Genomic DNA, 17578 nt, shown 5'->3' on the forward strand with positions numbered 1-17578 from the left:
ACCAGGCGCCGGTGGCGGGCGTGGTCGACTTGACCTACCGCTGCTGGGCGGCGGGCTCCCGGCGCGCAACCCCGACTTCACCGGCCGCGACGCCCTGCTCCGCGACATCCGGGCGGAACTGTCCGGCGCGGTGACCTCCCTGCTGCCCGCGGACCCGCGGCGGCTCGGCGGGCAGGGCAAGTCGCAGCTCGCCGTCGAGTACGCCCACCGCCACGCGGGCGACTACGACCTCGTCTGGTGGGTGCCCGCCGAGCGGACCACGCTCGCCAGGTCGTCGCTCGCCGAGCTGGCCCGGCGGCTCGGCACGCCGCTCAGCGACGAGGTCAACCGGACCGTCGAGCACCTCCTGGACGCGCTGCGCGCGGGCCCGGGGCGCCGGCGCTGGCTGCTCATCTACGACAACGCCGCCGACCCCGACGAGATCGTCCCGCTGATGCCGGTGCGCCGGGGGGAGCCCGGCGGGCGGCTGACGACCGCCGTCCCGGGAGGGCACGTCCTGGTCACCTCCCGGGACCACCGCTGGACGGAGCTCACCGCCGGCAAGGAGGTGGGCGTGTTCGAGCGCGCGGAGAGCATCGCGCTGCTGTGCCGCCGCGTGCCCGGCCTCACGCCCGCCGACGCCGACCGGCTCGCCCGGCGGATCGGCGACCTGCCGCTGGCGGTCGAGCAGGCCGCGGCGTGGCACGCCGTGACCGGCCGGACGACCGCGGAGTACCTGCGGCTCCTCGACCGCCGGCTCCGCGAGAAGGCCCGGCCGGCCCTCCCGCCGGACTATCCGGCCGAGCTGGCCGCGACGCTGACCCTGGCGTTCGAGCGGCTGCTGGAGGACGCGCCCGCCGCGGGGCGGCTGCTGGAGCTGTGGGCCTTCTTCGGCCCCGAGCCCGTCACCCGGAACCTGCTGTCGGCGGGCGCCGCGGACGGCCTCCCCCCGGAACTGGCGGAGACGCTGGGAGACGCCGGCCTGCTCCGGACGGCGATGGCCGACATCAGCCGCTACGCCCTCGGCCGGTTCGACCCGGATCCGTGCAGCCTCCAGGTCCACCGGCTCGTGCGGACGATGCTGCAGACCAGGCTCTCCGAGACCGACCGCCGGACCGTGCGGGACCGGGTGCACCGGATCCTCGCCGCCGCGACGCCGCAGGCGACGCCGGAGGACGAGACCACCTGGGGGATCCGAGCGGAGATCGCCCCGCACGTGGTGCCGTCGGGCGTCATCGGCGGCGCGTCCACCGAGGTCCGCGGGGTCGCGCTCGACCAGATGCGCTACCTGTACCTGCTCGGCGACTTCGAGGGCAGCCGCGTCCTCGCCGAGCTCGCGCTGGAGCGGTGGCAGCGAGAGCTCGGCCCCTACGACGAGTCGGTGCTCATCGCGGGCCGCGAGCTCGGCACCGTGCTGCGCGCGCTCGGGGAGGTGGCCGCGGCGAACCGGCAGAACGCCGACATCCACCGGCGGACGACCGAGCGCTTCGGGCCCGGCCACTCGCTCACCATGCGCGCCGCCCGCAACGTCGCCGCCGACCTGCGGCTGAAGGGCGACTTCCGGGCCGCCCTCGCCCTCGACCAGGACACGCTGCGCCGCACGGTCCGGCTGTTCGGCAACGGCCACGTCGAGACGCTCGTCGTCGCCAACAACGTCGGCATCGACCTGCGCCTGCTGGGCGAGTTCGAGCGGGCGCGGGCGATCGACGCCGGCTCGGTCGAGCAGCTCCGCGCGAGCCTCGGCCCGCGCCACCGCAACACCCTGCTGGCCATCAGCCAGCTCGCCCGCGACCTGCACGGGCTGGGCGACTACCGCGAGGCCGCCGCGCTGCAGCGGGAGGTCCTGACGACCATGCGGGAGACGCCCGTGTCCGAGCACGCGTTCGTGCTGCACACGGAGATGAGCCACGCCGTCACCCTGCGGAAGCTGGGCCGCCACGGCGAGGCGATGGCGCGGGCGGAGGCGACGCTGCGGCTCCACACGCAACGCTACGGCGAGCGGCATCCCGACACCCTCGCCGCCCGGCGCGTGCTGGTGGCGGCCTGCCTGGCGGCCGGCGACGCCGGGAGGGCCCGCGCGCTCGGAGAGGCGGCCCTCGCCGAGCACCGCCGGGTCATGGGCATGGACCATCCGTTCTCCCACGCCTGCGCCGCGGACCTCGCCATGGCGCTGCGGGGCCTGGGCGACCACGAGGCGGCGCGCGTCCTCGACGACACGTCCGTCCGGGAGCTGCGCGCCGCGCTGGGCGCCGACCACTACTTCTCGCTCTGCTGCTCGGTCGGGCTCGTCCACGACCTGTTCCACATGGGCAGGCTGGAGGCGGCCCGCATCCGCTCCAACGAGACCTGGGAGCGGTTCGGCGGCCGGTACGGCCCGGACCACGTCTACACGCTCGCGTGCGCCCACAACCACCGGGTGATCTGCGACGCGCTCGGCCTGGAAGGCCCGGCCGGCGACCCCGTCGGCGCCCTGGCGGACGTCCTCGGGGACGGGCACCCCGACGTGAGGCAGGCCGGGGAGGGACGTCTACTCGACTGCGACATCGCGCCGACCTCGCTCTGAGCCGGATGGAACGGGGCTCGGCGCACGGAACTGAGGAGGGGCAGCGAACATGCTTCCCGATTTCGACGCCACCGGCCCTCTCTGGCGCCCCTCGGGGCCCTGCGTCATCGTCGGCTGCGACATCGCGGGTTTCGGCGACGCGACCCGGACCGACGACGTGCGACGGCACATGCGCGACGCGCTGTACCGGCATCTGGACGTGAGCCTCGCCGCCGCGGGGGTCCTCCTGGCCGACTGCTACTGGGAGGACCGCGGCGACGGAGCGATGATCGCCCTGCGGCCCCATCTGGAGGTGGAGTCGGTCCTGGTGGACGTCGCCGACACGCTGCGGGCCGAACTGGGCCGCCACAACCGGGTCGCCTCCGAGATCGCCCGGATCCGGCTGCGGATGGCGGTGCACACCGGGGAGGCCGTGTTCGACGGCCACGGGCTGGTGGGAACGGCCGTGAACCACACGTTCCGCATCCTCGACGCCCCCGCCTTCAAGGAGGCGCTCGGCGCGTCCGGGGCGTGGTTCGGGCTGGTCGTCTCCGAGCGCGTCCATTCCGACGTCGTCCGGCACGCCAGGGGGAGGATCATCCCGGAGGACTACCGGCGGATCGAGGTGGCGGTCAAGGAGACCGACGCCTCGGCGTGGATCAGGCTGCCGGGCGCGGACGCCGGCCGCCCGGACGCGCACCGGAACCCGGCCACCGCGGTCTCACCGCGGCCCTCGGTCTTCGCGCCGCCGCCGGACGCGCCGGACCGGCCGGCGGTCTTCGAACTGGTCGACCGCATGCTGGAGGTGCCGCTGCTGTCGTCCCCGCAGGGCCGCGACCAGGTGGTCGGCGCCCTCCGGCGGGACGTCGCCGCCGCGGTCACCCGTCACGCGGGCGCCCGGATGGACTGCTTCGCCATCCTCACCACGTGCCTGGACTACCCCGGCGGGCTGAAGGAGCTCGTCGACGTCACCCGGGGGCTGGCCGGAGAGTCGCTCTCCGTCCACCGTCTGGAACAGGCCATGGCCCGGATCCTGTGAGCCCCGCCCGGATCTCCTTCTCCGGGCCCGGGACGCGTCAGGCGTGCTCGGTGCGGAGGTGGTGCTTGAGGGTCGCCAGCTCAAGGTGCGGCGCGTGGCAGCGGTCGCAGGCCCAGACTCCGCTGGGTATCGTGACGCCGCGCGCCGACGCGTCCTCGCGCGCGCACAGCAGGTTGTAGGACTGGACGAGGCGTCGCCACGTCCTCCGGACCGCCGATGACATTCCCGCTCCCCCTCCGAGCCCGGTTCGGTGCTCTTGGGCTCAGCATAGGGTAACGGGAATGTCAAGGCGAAACGCCGGAGATCACTGCCCGATCTTCAGGCCCGGTTCGCCCTGCCGGTACTCCAGGGGCCGGACCCCCCGGCCGCCGGGCACGTTGGCGCCCCGGCGCATCATGCCGGTGGGCAGGATCGTCCGCCCGAAGCTGTTCGCGAACATCATCGCGGCGGCCGCGTACAGGGCGACCACCGAGGCGGCGACGAACAGCCAGCCGCCGACGTCCAGCGCCCAGGTCGTCCCCACCCAGAATCCGGCGGCCGTGAAGCCCGCGCCGACCGCCAGGCAGGCCCAGACCAGGGACGTCATCAGGTTCTCGCCGAGCGCGGCGAGCGCGCCCAGTCCGGTGATCACCGCGAGCGGGATGAACCAGAACGCGAATCCCTGATAGGCCGTGCCGAGGACCGGCGCCAGTGCCACCGGCGCCGCGCCGATGCTCACCAGCAGGAACAGCAGCCCCCAGCCGATGAAGAACGTGCCCCACATGCCGTGCATGGCGGTGGCCACGCCGTCCCGCGCCCGGTAGCCCCACAGGCCGGCCAGCAGCTGCGCGATGCCGCCGAAGGTCAGCACGAAGGGCCACAGGATGAGCGGGGTGCCGACGCCGCCGTACCAGCCGGCCTGCCACGCGCCCACCATCATGGCCGCGGCGGCGAGCCCGAACAGCCCGAGGATCGACGGCGCCGCGATCGGCTGCAGGAAGACGCGGGTGCGGTCCTCCCAGAGCGCGTGCTCGCCGGCCTGGTCCGCGCCCCTCGGGGGCGCCATCGCCGCGCCCTGTGCCGGTGCGGCCGCGCCGTGCGCCGGGGTGGCCGTGCCCTCCGCGGGCATCGCCTGTCCCGTGTGCTCGCCGGGCATCGGCGCGGATTGGTGCTCTCTACGCCTTGCCATGAGATCCCCCTCTGAATCGGAGAGCTGTAAACCCCTCCTAACCGTGTTCAACCAGGTCAAACGGCATATGACGGTTTCCTGAAGAGGTTCGCGTTTGCACCCGGCACCCTTTGCCGCACGCTGACGCGGGCATGGTGATCCGGTGGCTCAGCGGCTCGGGTGGCTCAGCGGGCGAGCGGCCGCGGCGGGCAGTGGATCTCCAGGCCGGGGGTGGCGTTCCAGCCGATCAGCGTGAACAGCCGCTCGATGTGCGGGGGGACCCCGTGCAGGACGAGGAGGCAGTCGCGCTCGTGCAGGGCGCGGGCGGCCTCGCTGAAGGCGCGCAGGCCCGCGACGTCCATGAACTCCACCCCCGACAGGTCGGCGTGCAGGTCGCCGGACACGCGGTCCTGGACGGCGCGCAGGGCGCGCGCGACCGCGGCGGTGTTGGAGACGTCGACCTCCCCGGCGAGCAGGACCCGGGGCACGCCCGACGCGGCCGTGATGCGCAGCAGCGCGGAGTCGTGCTCGACGATGTCGTAGCGGGGAGCCTCCCGCGCACCGGGGTCGGGGGCGCCCTCGCCGCCGGTGATCCGCCAGACCGTCATCTGCTCCTCACCCTCAACGGGGCGCCGCCGCTACCGTGCGCGGCCCCGTATATGCAAGGCTCTCACCTGTCGGGACCTTCTGGACCCCACCAGAGCGGAAAACCACGATCGGAAGCCATTTCATGGACGAGAAGGCGATCCTGGAACGTATCAACGATTTCATCGAGGAGGAACACTCTCTCCGGCAGGCGCACGAGCGGGCCGAGGCCTCCAACGCCGAGGTCCAGACGCGGCTGCGGGACCTGGAGGTGGCGCTCGACCAGTGCTGGGATCTGCTGCGGCAGCGGAGGGCCCGCCTCTCGGCGGGACAGAACCCGGAAGACGCCCAGGTCCGTCCCGCCGGCGAGGTGGAGGGCTACTGGCAGTAGCCCCCTCGCGGCCGGCCCCTCACGGGACCATCCAGCCGAGCACCGCGGTGGACTGCAGGCCGGACAGCACGCACATCCCGGCCAGGAACAGCAGGCTCCACAGCACCACGCGGCGGAAGATGTCGCCCTCGCGCCCGTCCAGGCCGACGGCCGCGGCGGCGATGGCGAGGTTCTGCGGCGACACCATCTTGCCGAGGACGCCGCCGGAGCTGTTGGTCGCGGCCATCAGGACCGTCGACAGGTCGGCCTTGTTCGCGGCGGTGACCTGCAGGGAGCCGAACAGCGAGTTGGACGAGGTGTCCGATCCGGTGACGGCGGTGCCGAGCCAGCCGAGGATCGGCGACAGCAGCGCGAACGCGCCGCCCGCCCCCGCCATCCACGTCCCGAGCGTCACGGTCTGCCCCGACGCGTTCATCACGAACGCCAGCGCCAGGACGGCCATCACCGTGATGATCGCCCACCTGAGCTGGACGAGCGTCGTCCCGTAGGCGCGCAGGGCCCGGCCGGCGCCGACGCCGAGGGCGGCCATGGTGATCAGCCCGGCGGCGAGCATCTGCGTGCCGGGCGTGGTCAGGTAGTTGAAGGTGAAGGTCGGCAGGGCCAGCGGCTTGCCGGTGGGGCCCGTGAGGTGCAGCCCCGGCCAGGAGAACGTCCGGGTCGCCCGGTCCAGGAGGTCCTTGACCGGCCCGATCTGGCAGACGACGAAGACCGCGATGATGATCGCGTAAGGCGCGTAGGCGCGGGCGACCTCGGCGCGGGAGTCCCCGGCCCGTCCCCCGTCCCGGCCCCCGGCGTCCCGGCCCTCGACGCGGGCGGCGAACTCCGGGGTCGGCTCGTCCGCCGCGCCGCCGGCGACCGGGGCGGGCTTCGCCGGCGCCGCCGACGGGCGCACCCGGACGGCCAGGACGACGGCCGCCGCGGAGACCAGCGACGCCACGACGTCGGCGAGCGGCACCGAGACGAAGTTCGCGGTGACGTACTGCGCGGCCCCGAACGCGGCGCCGCACAGCAGGGCGACGGGCCAGGTCTCGCGCAGCCCGCGCCGCCCGTCCACGATGGCGACGAGGACGAGCGGGACGAACACGGCGAGGATCGGGGTCTGCCGCCCCACCATGGCGCCGAGCGTGTCGCTGGACTCGCCGGTGACCTTGCCGAGCGTGAGGATCGGCGTCGCCATCGCGCCGAACGCGACGGGCGCGGTGTTGGCGGTGAGGGCGAGGACGGCGGCCTTGAGCGGCGGGAAGCCGAGCGCGATCAGCATGACGGAGGTGACCGCGACCGGCGTGCCGAATCCGGCCAGGGCCTCCAGCAGCGCGCCGAACGAGAACGCGATCAGCACCGCCTGGAGCCTGCTGTCGTCGCTGACCCGCGCGAACGACCGGCGCAGCACGTCGAAGTGCCCGGTGGCGACGGTGATGTTGTAGACCCAGAGGGCGTTGATGACGATCCACAGGATCGGGTAGAAGCCGAACGCCGCGCCCTCGGAGCCGGCGAGGAGCGCCTGGTCGGCGGGCATCCCGTACGTCCAGACCGCGACGGCCAGCGCGACCGCCAGCGCGATCAGGGACGCGAGCCACGCGCGCATGCGGACGCCGCCGAGCAGGACGAACAGCACGGCCAGCGGCAGCGCGGCGACCAGGGAGCTCCAGCCGAGCGAGTCGGCGACGGGATCGAGGACCTGCTGGTACACGGCGATCACCTCGCGGGGTAGTGGTCGCCCCCGAGTACGTCATCCCTACCCGGCCCGGTGACGGAGATCACCTTGATAGTGAACTTTTCAACCGGTCAGAGCTCCCGGAGGAGCCGGGCCGGGGTGATGGGCAGGTCGCGAACGCGGATCCCGGTGGCGTGGTGGACGGCGTTGCCGACGGCCGCCGCCGCGCCGACGATGCCGATCTCGCCGATGCCCTTGGCTCCCATCGGGTTCAGGTGCGGGTCGGACTCCTCCACCCACGCGGCGTCGACGTCGCGGATGTCGGCGCAGGCCGGGACGTGGTACTGGGCGAGGTCGCGGTTCAGGTAGTCGCCGAACTCCCGGTCCATGACGCTCTGCTCCATCAGCGCCATCCCGACGCCCATCGTCATCCCGCCGATGAACTGGGACCGGGCCGTCGTGGGGTTGATGATCCGCCCGGCGGCGAACACGCCGAGCATCCGGCGGACGCGGACCTCGCCGGTGTCGGCGTCCACCTCCACCTCGGCGAACTGCGCGCCGAACGCGTGCCGGGCGTACTCGGCGCGGGCCTTGAGCTCCTCGCCGGTGTCGGCCGACGCCTCCACGCCCTCCGGCGGGACGGCGCCGTTCAGCTTCCCGCGCAGGGCCTCGCAGGCGCGCACGACGGCCGTCCCCCAGCCGGCCGTCCCTCCGGATCCGCCCGCCACCGACGCCCGGGGGAACGAGCTGTCGCCGATCTCCATCCGGATGTCGGCGAGGTCCTCCTTGAGCGTCTCGGCCGCGATCAGGGCGAGGGCGGTGCGGGCGCCGGTGCCGATGTCGGCGGCGGCGATCCGGATGGTGAACGTCCCGTCGGGCTCGGCCCGGGCCGAGGCCTGGTTGGGCCGCTGGTAGGCGGGATAGGTGGACGCGGCGACGCCCGTGCCCACGAGCTTGCGGCCCTCCCTGCGGACGCCGGGACGGGGGTCGCGCCCGGCCCACCCGAAGCGTTCGGCGCCCTCGCGGAGGCAGGCGACCAGGTTCCGCGAGCTGAACGGAAGCCCGCTCTCCGGCTCGTGATCGGTGTCGTTGCGCACGCGGAGCTCGACCGGGTCGATGCCCGTGGCGACGGCCAGCTCGTCCATCGCCGATTCGAGCGCGTACATGCCGGGCGTCTCGCCCGGGGCGCGCATCCAGGACGGCGTGGGGACGTCGAGCGGCACCACCCGGTGCGAGGTGAGGCGGTGCGGGGCCCGGTACATCATGCGCGTGGGCGTCGCGGTCTGCTCGGCGAACTCCTTGACGGTCGAGGTCTGCTCGGCCACCTCGTGCAGGATCGCGTTCAGCCGCCCGTCCTCGCCGGCGCCGAGGCGCAGGCGCTGGACGGTCGGGGTCCGGTAGCCGGTGGTGGCGAACATCTGCTGGCGCGGGACGGCGAACTTCACGGGACGTCCCGCGACGCGGGCGGCCATCGCGGCGAGCACGACGTTCGGCCGGGGCGTGCCCTTGGAGCCGAACCCGCCGCCGACGTGCGGCGACACGACGCGCACCCGGGAGGGGTCGAGCCCGAAGACCTTCGCGATCGTGGACTGGACGGTCGACGCGCCCTGGTTGGAGTCGTACAGCGTGAGAGTGCCGTCGTCGTCCCACCGGGCGATCGTGGCGTGCGGCTCCATCGGGTTGTTGTGTTCGGCCGGGGTCGTGTAGACGGCGTCCACCCGCACGGCCGAGTCGGCGAACGCCTTCTCGGGCTCGCCCTGCCCGGTGTCCGCGGGGAACACCGGGTTCACCTTGTCCGGCTTGTAGAGGCCCGGATGGTCGGCGCGCAGACGCACGTCCGGCGCCTCCTCGGCGTACTCGACGCGCAGCAGGCGGGCCGCCTCCCGGGCGGTCTCCAGGGTCTCCGCGACCACGGCGGCCACGAACTGGCCGCGGTAGGAGACCGTCCGCGACTGGAACAGGGCCAGCTCGCCGTCCGAGGTGTCGTCGAGCTCGGGGGCGTTCTCGCAGGACAGGACGGCGAGCACCCCGGGCAGCCGCAGCGCGGCCTCGGTCCCGACCGACGCGATCCGGCCCTTGCCCACGCTCGCCTGGACGGCCGCGGCGTAGGCGGCGCCCTCCACGGGGTACTCGAACGCGTAGCGCGCCGTCCCGGTGACCTTCTCGCGGCCCTCCAGCCGGTCGGTCATGACTCCTCCCCCAGCTCGGTCAGCGTCCGGACGATCAGGTTGCGCGCCATCGGCACCTTGTAGGCGTTGTCGCGCAGCGGCTCGGCGGCCTCCATCTCGGCCTCGGCGGCGCGCAGGAAGGACTCCTCCGTCGCCTCCGCGCCGCGCAGGGCCTCCTCGGCGCGGCGCGCCCGCCACGGCTTGTGGGCGACGCCGCCGAGGGCCAGCCGGACGTCCCGAACCCGGCCGTCGGCGACGTCCAGCGCCGCCGCTATGGAGACCAGCGCGAACGCGAACGACGCGCGCTCGCGGACCTTGCGGTAGCGGGACGGGACGCCCAGCGCGGGGACCTCCACGGCGGTGATCAGGTCGCCCGGTTCGAGGGTGGTGTCGCGCTGGGGCTCGTCCCCGGGGAGCCTGTACAGGTCCTCGATGGGGACGGTCCTCTCTCCGCCGCGCCCCCGCACGCGCACGGACGCGTCCAGGGCGGCCAGCGCCACGGCCATGTCCGACGGGTGCGTCGCCACGCAGGCGTCGGAATGGCCCAGGATCGCCAGGTTGTGGTGCTCGCCCTCCCGCGCCGGGCACCCGCTGCCCGGGGTGCGCTTGTTGCAGGGCTTGGAGGTGTCCTGGAAGTAGGAGCAGCGGGTCCGCTGGAGCAGGTTGCCGCCGACGGTGGCGAGGTTGCGGATCTGGCCGGACGCCCCCGCGAGGACGGCCTGCGCCAGGAGGGAGTGGCCCTCGCGCACGGTCCGGTCGGCGGCGACGGCGCTGTTGGTCACCGCCGACCCGATGGCGAGGCTTCCGTCCGGTCGCAGCTCGATCTGGTCGTAGGGGAGATGCGCGACGTCGACGAGCCTGCTCGGCTCCTCCACCCCGAGCCGCATCAGGTCGACGAGGTTGGTTCCGCCGCCCAGGTAGACGGCTCCGTCCTGGTGGCGCTGGAGGGCGTCCTCGGCGCTGGTGGCGCGCTCGTACGCGAAGGGTCTCATGCCTCTGCCCCCTCCCTGCGCTGCGCAGCCTGCTTGAGGGCCGCGACGATGCCGACGTAGGCGCCGCAGCGGCACAGGTTGCCGCTCATCCGCTCGCGTATCTCGTCGTCGTCCAGAACGGGATCGGCCCCCAGGTCGCCGGTGACCGCGCTGGGCCAGCCGCGTTCGGCCTCGTCCAGCATCCCGGTGGCGGAGCAGAGCTGGCCGGGCGTGCAGTACCCGCACTGGAAGGCGTCGTTCTCGATGAACGCCTGCTGGACGGGACTCAGCTCTCCGTCCCGCGCCAGCCCTTCGACCGTGACGACGTCCGCTCCGTCATGGGCGACGGCCAAGGCCAGGCACCCGTTCGCCCTGCGCCCGTCGAGGAGGACGGTGCAGGCTCCGCACTGGCCGTGGTCGCAGCCCTTCTTCGACCCGGTCAGGCCGAGATCCTCACGCAGGACGTCCAGCAGGGACGCTCGGGTGTCGACGTTGAGCCGGTGCTCTGTCCCGTTCACGACGAGGGTGACGTCGGCGTGCACGGGCGTGGCTTCGCTGTCCATGCCGGGGTGCCTACCCCGGATCTTCCGTCGGTCACCGAACCTCGGCGGCCGCGTCGGGGCTCTTCCCCGGCCCTCGCCTCAGTCGTTGTCGGTGAGGATCTCCACGACCTGCCGGGCCGTGTCGGTCGGCAGCGGCGGCGGAAGCCCCTTCCACTTGCGGGACGCGGCCATCGCCGCGGCCCCCGCCCCTCCCCCGTACACGGCGGCGGTGATGAACGACGCCAGCTCGGGAGGGAGCTTCCGCTCCAGCAGCAGCACGTTCATGCGGTAGGTGGCGGCGGTCGCCATGACCCCGAACGCCCCGGCCACGGCCCCCAGGCGCAGCGCCGGGATGCGCTGCCGGGCCTTATCGATCATCTCCTGCTGCGCCGCCTCGACCACACGCCGGGCGAGCACGAGGTTCTGCTCCAGCGGGTCGTTGGCCGCGGCAGGTTCGCGCGACTTCGACATGACCTCGGCTTACCCGCAGTTTGACCGGAGATTCCGGCAAGCAATGTGTCACTTTCCGTGACATCTCCTGTGCTGTAGGTTGCCGAACCGGACCCGACAGGAAGGCCGGTTCATGCAACCCTTCGAGCTGCCCGACTTCTACGTCCCGTATCCCGCGCGGCTCAACCCGAACCTGGAGGGCGCGCGGCGGCACACCATGGCGTGGGCGCGCGAGATGAAGATGCTGGACGCCGACCGGGACCCCGGGACCCCCGACATCTGGGACGAGCGCGCGCTCGAAGCGATGGACTACGCCCTCCTGTGCGCCTACACGCACCCCGACTGCGCCGCCCCCGAACTCGACCTCGTCACCGACTGGTACGTCTGGGTCTTCTACTTCGACGACCACTTCCTGGAGGTCTTCAAGAAGCCGCAGGACCAGGAGGGCGCACGGTCCTACCTCGACCGGCTGCCGCTGTTCATGTCGCTGGACCCGCCCGACCCGGTGAACGCCGTCGAGCGCGGGCTCGCCGACCTGTGGGCGCGGACCGTCCCGGCGCGGTCGGACGCCTGGCGGCGCCGCTTCTCGGTGAGCACCCTGAACCTGCTGCGCGAATCGCTGTGGGAGCTGTCCAACATCAGCACCGGGCGGATCCCGAACCCGGTCGAGTACATCGAGATGCGCCGCAAGGTCGGCGGGGCGCCGTGGTCGGCCGACCTCGCCGAGCACGCCGCGGGCGTCGAGATCCCCGAACGCGTGGTGGCGACGCGGCCGCTGCGCGTCCTGAAGGACACCTTCTCCGACGCCGTCCACCTGCGCAACGACATCTTCTCCTACCAGCGCGAGACCGAGTCCGAGGGCGAGGTCAACAACTCGGTGCTGGTGATGGAGCGGTTCCTGTCGGTCGCGCCGCAGGTCGCCGCCGACACCGTCAACGACCTGCTCACCTCGCGGCTGCGCCAGTTCGAGAACACCGCGGTGACCGAGCTGCCGCACGTCTTCGAGGACCACGCCCTCGACCCGGCGGAGCGGGCGAGCGTCGCGGCCTACGTCAAGGCCCTCCAGGACTGGCAGTCCGGCGGCCACGAATGGCACCTGCGGTCCAGCAGGTACATGAACGACAGGTCGCTCGGCATGTCCGCCGCCCGCATCCCCGCCCTGCTGAAGTCGGCGCGGATCAGCCTCCCCCACGTCCCGTTCCAGAAAGTGGGGCCGACGCCGCTGCCCGCGTTCGACATCCCGTACACAGCGCGCGTCAACCCGCACTGCGAGCGCGCGGGGCGCAACCTGCTCGCCTGGGCGCGGGAGATGGGCATGCTCTCCCCCCACCCCCGCACGCCCGTCCCCGTGTGGAGCGCCGACCGGCTCACCGGGATGGCACTGGAGGTCTGCGGCGCGTCCCTCGCCCCCGACGCCGACCCGGACGCGCTCGACCTCGCCGTCCAGTGGCTGGGGTGCGGCACCTTCGGCGACGACTTCTTCCCGGCCGTCTTCAACCGCGACCGCGACATGGCGGGAGCGAAGGCGTTCAACGCCCGCGTCCCCCGGTTCATGCCGCTGGACTGCGGTCCCGTCCCCGCCCCGGAGAACCCGTTCGAGGCCGGGCTGGCGGACCTGTGGCCCCGCACCGCCGGGCCGATGGACGACCGGGGCCGCCGCGAGTTCCGCGCGGCCGTCGAGCACATGGTCGAGAGCTGGGTGTGGGAGCTGAACAACCACCTCCAGTCGCGCGTCCCCGACCCCGTCGACTACGTCGAGATGCGCCGCCGCACGTTCGGCTCCGAGCTGACGATGAGCCTGGCGCGCATCGGGCGCGCGGACGAGGTCCCTCCGCACGTCTTCGAGACCCGCACCCTCCGCGAGCTCGAAGCCTCCGCGATGGACGTCGCGTGCCTGCTCAACGACTGCTACTCCTACCAGAAGGAGATCGAGTACGAGGGCGAGCTGAACAACGGCGTCCTCGCCGTCGAGAACTTCTTCGGCTGCGGCCGCGACGAGGCGCTGCCCATCGTGGGCGACCTCATCGCCTCCCGCCGCCGCCAGTTCGAGCACCTCGCCGGCGGCGAGCTCCCCGCCCTCTGCGACCACCTCGGCCTGGACGACGCCGCCCGGGCCGCCGTCTCCTCGTTCGTCGGGGAACTGCGCGACTGGATGGCCGGCATCCTCAGGTGGCACCGCGAGACCGACCGCTACGACGAGCGCGAGCCCGTCTTCCGGCTTCCCGAGCCCGCCGGCCTGGGAACGTCGGCCTTCCGCCTCTTCGCGCGCGCCGCCCGCTGAGCGGCGCCCTCCTCAGGTCGCCGCCCCGGCTCCCCGCACCGGGGCGGCGGTCTGGGGGGGCAAGGCGCGAAGCTGGACGGCGCTCAGCTGAAATGCTCTGCGATGTGCGGACATGTGCCCTGCGTCCGGTGAGAACACCGCGACGAGAGGAGAGGGCTTGCCATCCCCATCGCGACCACTGCACCCGCGGGAACCCCGCCCGCCCGACGACCGGCGGCGCCGCTTCGAGGACGTCTACGCGGCCAACCGCGCCCCGATCCTCGGATACGCGCTGCGCCGCACGAACGACCCGCAGGACGCCGCCGACGTCCTGGCCGAGACGTTCCTCACCGCCTGGCGGCGGCTCGACGACGTCCCGCCCGGCGACCAGACCCGGCTGTGGCTGTACGGGGTGGCCCGGCGCGTCCTGGCCAACCACCACCGCGGCGAGCGCCGCAGGTCCGCGCTGGCCGCCGACCTCGGGTCCCGGCTGCGTGACGGCCTGGCCGTCCAGGACCCGCCCGGCGGCGACCTGACCGGCGTCGGCGCCGCGTTCCGCGGCCTGCCCGAATCCGACCGCGAGCTGCTGGCCCTCGTCGGCTGGGAGGGCCTCGGCCACGGCGAGATCGCGACCGTCCTGGGCTGCTCCCGCAACGCGGTGCGGATCCGCCTGCACCGCGCCCGCCGCCGCTTCGCCCGCGCCCTGGCCCGCGTGGACACGGACACCCCCGCCGCCCCGGCGCCCGCCGGCCCGGGACCCGCCACTTCCCTGCACGCCGCGTCCCTGCCCGCCACGGGGCGGCGGATCCCGAACGGAGACCCCACATGAAGCGCGACATCGACCCGCTGATCGGAGGGCTCGCCTCCGTCACCGACCGGCAGGCCGCGGGCCTGCTGCCCGAGGACGCGGCCGCCGCCCTCGCCGACCGCATCACCGCGACCGCGTCCCTCTCGACGGTGGACGGGTCACCCGCCCCGCACCGGCGGCGCTCGCCGGTCATGCGCATCGGCCTCCCGCTGGCCGCGGCGGGTGTCGCCTGCGCGGCCGTCACGGCGGTCGTCGCGACCCGCGACGGCGGCCCCGGCGACGCCCCGGGCGCCACCCCGGGCGTCACCGCGACGAGCCCGCGCGTCTCGCTGGTCTCGGCGCTGTCGTTCACCCGCAGGGGCGGCTACATCGACGTCCGCGTCCGCGACCCGCTGGCCGACCCGAAGCGCTACAAGGAGGAGTTCGCCGCCCACGGCCTCGACGTCACGCTGTCGATGGTCCCGGCGTCCCCGTCCATCGTCGGCACCGTCGTCATGATGGAGACCAGCGAGAACACCGGCGAGCGCGACGTCACCACGATCACCGCCAAGGGCGAGTGCGTGACCGGCGGCGGAGGCGACGTCTGCCCGGTCGGCGTCCGGATCCGCACCGGCTACAAGGGCACCGCCCAGATCGTCTTCGGGCGGGACGCCCGCCCGGGCGAGCAGTACGACAGCACCGCGCCCGCCTCGGCTCCGGGCGAGGTCATGCACGGCATGACCTACCGCAGGCACCGCGTGGGCGAGGTGCTGGCCGCCCTGCGCGAACGCCACGTCACGGTGCCGGAGTACCGCGCCATGGAGGGCAACGTCAGCAAGGCGCTGAAGCCCGGCCAGGTCCCGCCCACGTGGTACGTCCACGACGCGGTTCCCTGGGCCAAGAACCAGGTCCTCCTTTTCGTGGGCCCCGGGCCCACCGAGCAGGCGAGCGGCCAGCCGCCCTCGGCGCCTCCCGGCGTCCCCTCGCCGACCCCGACCGGGTGAGCGGCGGCGGACCGCCCCGACCGGGGCGGTCCGCTTCCTCACGGACCGGTCATCCCCGTCCGCGACGGGAGAGCGCCCGGTCGAGGAGGACGGCCGGCACGACGGCCGCCGCCAGGACGGCGCCGATCCAGGCGACGGAGGTCAGACCCGCGCCGGCGTTCATGGCGGCGCCGGCGAGCGCCGGCACGAGGCTGATGCCGAGCTGGAACGCCGAGACGGTGGCGGCCCCGGCGAGCGTCGGCGCCTCCGACGCGATCGCGAACACCCGCCCGTAGATGGCCGGATTCAGCACGAATCCGGCGATCCCGAGCAGCAGGACGAGCGGGACGACGGCCGCCGCGTGCCCGGCCAGGACCGCGAGCAGCACGGAACAGGCCGAGATCCCCAGGGCCCCCGCCAGGAGCGCGTGCGTGGGCCGCCGGTCGGCGATCCTGCCCCCGGCGGACAGGCCGATGAAGGCGCCGACCCCGAACAGCGCGAGGATCGCGGGGACCCACACGCCCGGAACGCCGGTGACGTCGGTCAGCAGCGCCGCGAGGTAGTTGAACGAGATCATGTAGGCGGCGGTGCTCAAAATGGTCGCGGCGTAGACGACCCAGAGCTGCGGCCGCCTCATCGTGCGCAGCTCCCGCCGCACGCTCGGCTCCGCGTCCGCGCCGGTCGCGGGGATCGCGACCAGGCTCAGGACCGCGCCCGCCGCGGTCAGGGCCACCACGCCCCAGAACCCGCCCCGCCACCCGGTGAAGTAGCTGAGCAGCGCGCCCGCCGGACCACCGGCGATCATCGCCAGGCCGAGGCCGCTGACGACCACTCCGGAGGCCCGCGCGGTGCGGTCGGACGTGACGAGACCGATCGCGGTGACCGCCGCGACGGCCCAGTAACCCGCGTAGGCCAGCCCGCACAGGAAGCGGGTCGCCACCAGCACGGCGTAACCGTCGGCCAGAAGGCCGACCGCCACCGAGACCGCGAAGACGACCTGCGTGGCCACCAGCGTGGTACGCCGCGGCCAGCGCAGCGTCAGGACGGCGAAGGGAGGCCCGCCGACGACCACCCCGACGGCGAACGCCGAGATCAGCGCACCCGCGGAGGACAGGCTGATCCCGAGGTCGTCGGCGATCTCCGGCAGGACCCCGGCCAGCAGGAACTCCGCGCTGCCCATCGCGAACAGGCTGAACGCCAGCAGGTAGACCCCGAGCGGCAGCCGCCTCCCAGAAGAACCCACCCGCCGCGAAGCGGTCTCGACACTCATCGCCCCCCACCCCCGGCGCCTTCCGCCCGCGCCATCACCAGCGCGGCGTTCGGCCCCGCGGCCCCCGCACCGACCACCACGACGTCGTACTCCGCATCGCTCATCGCGATCACCTCCGCCGCGGACGGTGCCCTCCCCGGCGGCCGTACGGCAAACCTTGTTGCCATTTCCGGGACGTCCGCAGTGGAATGGGGGTATGCAGCACGCAACCGCGATCGCCGACGCGCTCGCCGAGGTCGGCCCGCGCCTCAAGCGGCTCCGCAACGAGCGCAACGTGACCCTGTCCGAGCTCTCCGAGGCCACCGGGATCTCCAAGAGCACGCTGTCGCGCCTGGAGTCCGGCCAGCGCCGCCCCAGCCTGGAGCTGCTGCTGCCCATCTCGCAGGCCCACCAGGTTCCGCTGGACGAGCTGGTGGGCGCCCCCGAGGTCGGCGACCCCCGCGTCCGGCTGACTCCACGGCGCGTGAACGGCAACACCGTCCTCCCCCTGACGCGCCAGCCCGGCCCGATCCAGTCGTACAAGATGGTGCTCCCCGCGGCCCGGCGCGTGCCCGACCTGTGCACCCATGAGGGCTACGAGTGGCTTTACGTACTGTCGGGACGTCTGCGCCTCGTGCTGGCCGATCACGACCTGGTACTGGGCCCGGGCGAGGTGGCCGAGTTCGACACCCGGCTGCCGCACTGGTTCGGCACGACCGGCGAGGGTCCGGTCGAGGTCCTCAGCCTCTTCGGCCGTCAGGGAGAGCGCATCCACATCCGCGCCAGACCGCGTCCCCGCCAGACGCAGGCGCCCTGAACGCGCCGGCTTGC

Annotated in this window: 16 protein-coding genes; 7 read left to right on the forward strand and 9 right to left on the reverse strand. The window is 73.6% G+C overall.

Going from position 1 to position 17578, the window contains the following annotated elements; translation table 11 throughout:
- Both fxsT and ABWI04_RS05435 read left to right on the forward strand, forming a co-directional pair.
- Positions 1-2542, forward strand: a 2542-nt coding sequence (gene fxsT, locus ABWI04_RS05430; protein ID WP_353831644.1) for an FxSxx-COOH system tetratricopeptide repeat protein, incomplete at its 5' end; no start/stop codon positions are given.
- Positions 2543-2591: 49 nt separating this feature from the next.
- A complete protein-coding gene (locus tag ABWI04_RS05435) occupies positions 2592-3560 on the forward strand; it encodes an effector-associated domain 2-containing protein (RefSeq protein ID WP_353831645.1) in 969 nt (322 codons plus the stop codon).
- Positions 3561-3597: 37 nt separating this feature from the next.
- Here ABWI04_RS05435 and ABWI04_RS05440 read toward each other — a convergent pair whose 3' ends face one another.
- From ABWI04_RS05440 to ABWI04_RS05450, 3 genes are all read right to left on the reverse strand, one after another.
- Complete coding sequence (locus ABWI04_RS05440; RefSeq protein ID WP_345182692.1) at positions 3598-3783, reverse strand: hypothetical protein; 186 nt, start codon at positions 3781-3783, stop codon at positions 3598-3600.
- Positions 3784-3864: 81 nt separating this feature from the next.
- A complete protein-coding gene (locus tag ABWI04_RS05445) occupies positions 3865-4728 on the reverse strand; it encodes an acetate uptake transporter family protein (protein WP_345182693.1) in 864 nt (287 codons plus the stop codon).
- A gap of 164 nt (positions 4729-4892) precedes the next feature.
- Entirely contained in the window at positions 4893-5315 is a 423-nt protein-coding gene (locus tag ABWI04_RS05450; protein ID WP_353831646.1) for an STAS domain-containing protein, read from the reverse strand.
- Between the two features lie 122 nt (positions 5316-5437).
- On the opposite strand from ABWI04_RS05450, the gene ABWI04_RS05455 reads away from it, so the two are divergent.
- A complete protein-coding gene (locus ABWI04_RS05455) occupies positions 5438-5683 on the forward strand; it encodes a DUF2630 family protein (RefSeq protein WP_345182696.1) in 246 nt (81 codons plus the stop codon).
- Positions 5684-5702: 19 nt separating this feature from the next.
- Here ABWI04_RS05455 and ABWI04_RS05460 read toward each other — a convergent pair whose 3' ends face one another.
- From ABWI04_RS05460 to ABWI04_RS05480, 5 genes are all read right to left on the reverse strand, one after another.
- Positions 5703-7373, reverse strand: coding sequence for an L-lactate permease (locus tag ABWI04_RS05460; protein WP_353831647.1), 1671 nt, complete (start codon positions 7371-7373; stop codon positions 5703-5705).
- Positions 7374-7468: 95 nt separating this feature from the next.
- The gene (locus ABWI04_RS05465; protein WP_353831648.1) at positions 7469-9526 is read right to left on the reverse strand and encodes a xanthine dehydrogenase family protein molybdopterin-binding subunit; all 2058 of its coding nucleotides are present in this window, start codon (positions 9524-9526) and stop codon (positions 7469-7471) included.
- A complete protein-coding gene (locus ABWI04_RS05470; protein ID WP_345182699.1) occupies positions 9523-10497 on the reverse strand; it encodes an FAD binding domain-containing protein in 975 nt (324 codons plus the stop codon). The genes ABWI04_RS05465 and ABWI04_RS05470 overlap by 4 nt, the downstream gene beginning before the upstream one ends.
- On the reverse strand, positions 10494-11039 hold the full coding sequence (locus ABWI04_RS05475; protein ID WP_345182700.1) for a (2Fe-2S)-binding protein: 546 nt from the start codon (positions 11037-11039) through the stop codon (positions 10494-10496). The genes ABWI04_RS05470 and ABWI04_RS05475 overlap by 4 nt, the downstream gene beginning before the upstream one ends.
- 78 nt (positions 11040-11117) lie before the next feature.
- The gene (locus ABWI04_RS05480; protein WP_345182701.1) at positions 11118-11489 is read right to left on the reverse strand and encodes a phage holin family protein; all 372 of its coding nucleotides are present in this window, start codon (positions 11487-11489) and stop codon (positions 11118-11120) included.
- A 112-nt stretch (positions 11490-11601) separates the two neighbouring features.
- Between ABWI04_RS05480 and ABWI04_RS05485 the strand changes: the two genes are divergently transcribed.
- The 3 genes from ABWI04_RS05485 to ABWI04_RS05495 all read left to right on the forward strand — a co-directional run bounded on the left by ABWI04_RS05485 (position 11602) and on the right by ABWI04_RS05495 (position 15519).
- A complete protein-coding gene (locus ABWI04_RS05485; protein WP_353831649.1) occupies positions 11602-13749 on the forward strand; it encodes a terpene synthase family protein in 2148 nt (715 codons plus the stop codon).
- Positions 13750-13906: 157 nt separating this feature from the next.
- On the forward strand, positions 13907-14557 hold the full coding sequence (locus ABWI04_RS05490; protein WP_345182703.1) for an RNA polymerase sigma factor: 651 nt from the start codon (positions 13907-13909) through the stop codon (positions 14555-14557).
- On the forward strand, positions 14554-15519 hold the full coding sequence (locus ABWI04_RS05495; RefSeq protein WP_353831650.1) for a hypothetical protein: 966 nt from the start codon (positions 14554-14556) through the stop codon (positions 15517-15519). Before ABWI04_RS05490 ends, ABWI04_RS05495 begins: the two co-directional genes overlap by 4 nt.
- A 49-nt stretch (positions 15520-15568) precedes the next feature.
- Here the strand turns inward: ABWI04_RS05495 and ABWI04_RS05500 are convergent, their stop codons facing one another.
- The gene (locus tag ABWI04_RS05500; RefSeq protein ID WP_345182706.1) at positions 15569-16768 is read right to left on the reverse strand and encodes an MFS transporter; all 1200 of its coding nucleotides are present in this window, start codon (positions 16766-16768) and stop codon (positions 15569-15571) included.
- A gap of 196 nt (positions 16769-16964) precedes the next feature.
- Here ABWI04_RS05500 and ABWI04_RS05505 point away from each other — a divergent pair, with 196 nt between their 5' ends.
- Positions 16965-17564: a helix-turn-helix domain-containing protein gene (locus ABWI04_RS05505; RefSeq protein WP_345182707.1), complete on the forward strand. Its 600-nt coding sequence runs from the start codon at positions 16965-16967 to the stop codon at positions 17562-17564.
- Positions 17565-17578: the final 14 nt, after the last annotated feature.

Source organism: Actinomadura sp. NPDC000929 (genome assembly GCF_040492065.1).
GTDB lineage: Bacteria > Actinomycetota > Actinomycetes > Streptosporangiales > Streptosporangiaceae > Spirillospora > Spirillospora verrucosospora.

Excerpts from the sequence above, each read along its gene's own strand:
- ABWI04_RS05500 (WP_345182706.1), bottom strand. The coding sequence starts at position 16,768 with ATGAGTGTCGAGACCGCTTCGCGGCGGGTGGGTTCTTCTGGGAGGCGG.
- ABWI04_RS05475 (WP_345182700.1), bottom strand. The coding sequence starts at position 11,039 with ATGGACAGCGAAGCCACGCCCGTGCACGCCGACGTCACCCTCGTCGTG.
- ABWI04_RS05495 (WP_353831650.1), top strand. The coding sequence starts at position 14,554 with ATGAAGCGCGACATCGACCCGCTGATCGGAGGGCTCGCCTCCGTCACC.
- ABWI04_RS05485 (WP_353831649.1), top strand. The coding sequence starts at position 11,602 with ATGCAACCCTTCGAGCTGCCCGACTTCTACGTCCCGTATCCCGCGCGG.
- ABWI04_RS05455 (WP_345182696.1), top strand. The coding sequence starts at position 5,438 with ATGGACGAGAAGGCGATCCTGGAACGTATCAACGATTTCATCGAGGAG.
- ABWI04_RS05470 (WP_345182699.1), bottom strand. The coding sequence starts at position 10,497 with ATGAGACCCTTCGCGTACGAGCGCGCCACCAGCGCCGAGGACGCCCTC.
- ABWI04_RS05480 (WP_345182701.1), bottom strand. The coding sequence starts at position 11,489 with ATGTCGAAGTCGCGCGAACCTGCCGCGGCCAACGACCCGCTGGAGCAG.
- ABWI04_RS05435 (WP_353831645.1), top strand. The coding sequence starts at position 2,592 with ATGCTTCCCGATTTCGACGCCACCGGCCCTCTCTGGCGCCCCTCGGGG.
- ABWI04_RS05440 (WP_345182692.1), bottom strand. The coding sequence starts at position 3,783 with ATGTCATCGGCGGTCCGGAGGACGTGGCGACGCCTCGTCCAGTCCTAC.
- ABWI04_RS05465 (WP_353831648.1), bottom strand. The coding sequence starts at position 9,526 with ATGACCGACCGGCTGGAGGGCCGCGAGAAGGTCACCGGGACGGCGCGC.
- ABWI04_RS05445 (WP_345182693.1), bottom strand. The coding sequence starts at position 4,728 with ATGGCAAGGCGTAGAGAGCACCAATCCGCGCCGATGCCCGGCGAGCAC.
- ABWI04_RS05505 (WP_345182707.1), top strand. The coding sequence starts at position 16,965 with ATGCAGCACGCAACCGCGATCGCCGACGCGCTCGCCGAGGTCGGCCCG.
- ABWI04_RS05450 (WP_353831646.1), bottom strand. The coding sequence starts at position 5,315 with ATGACGGTCTGGCGGATCACCGGCGGCGAGGGCGCCCCCGACCCCGGT.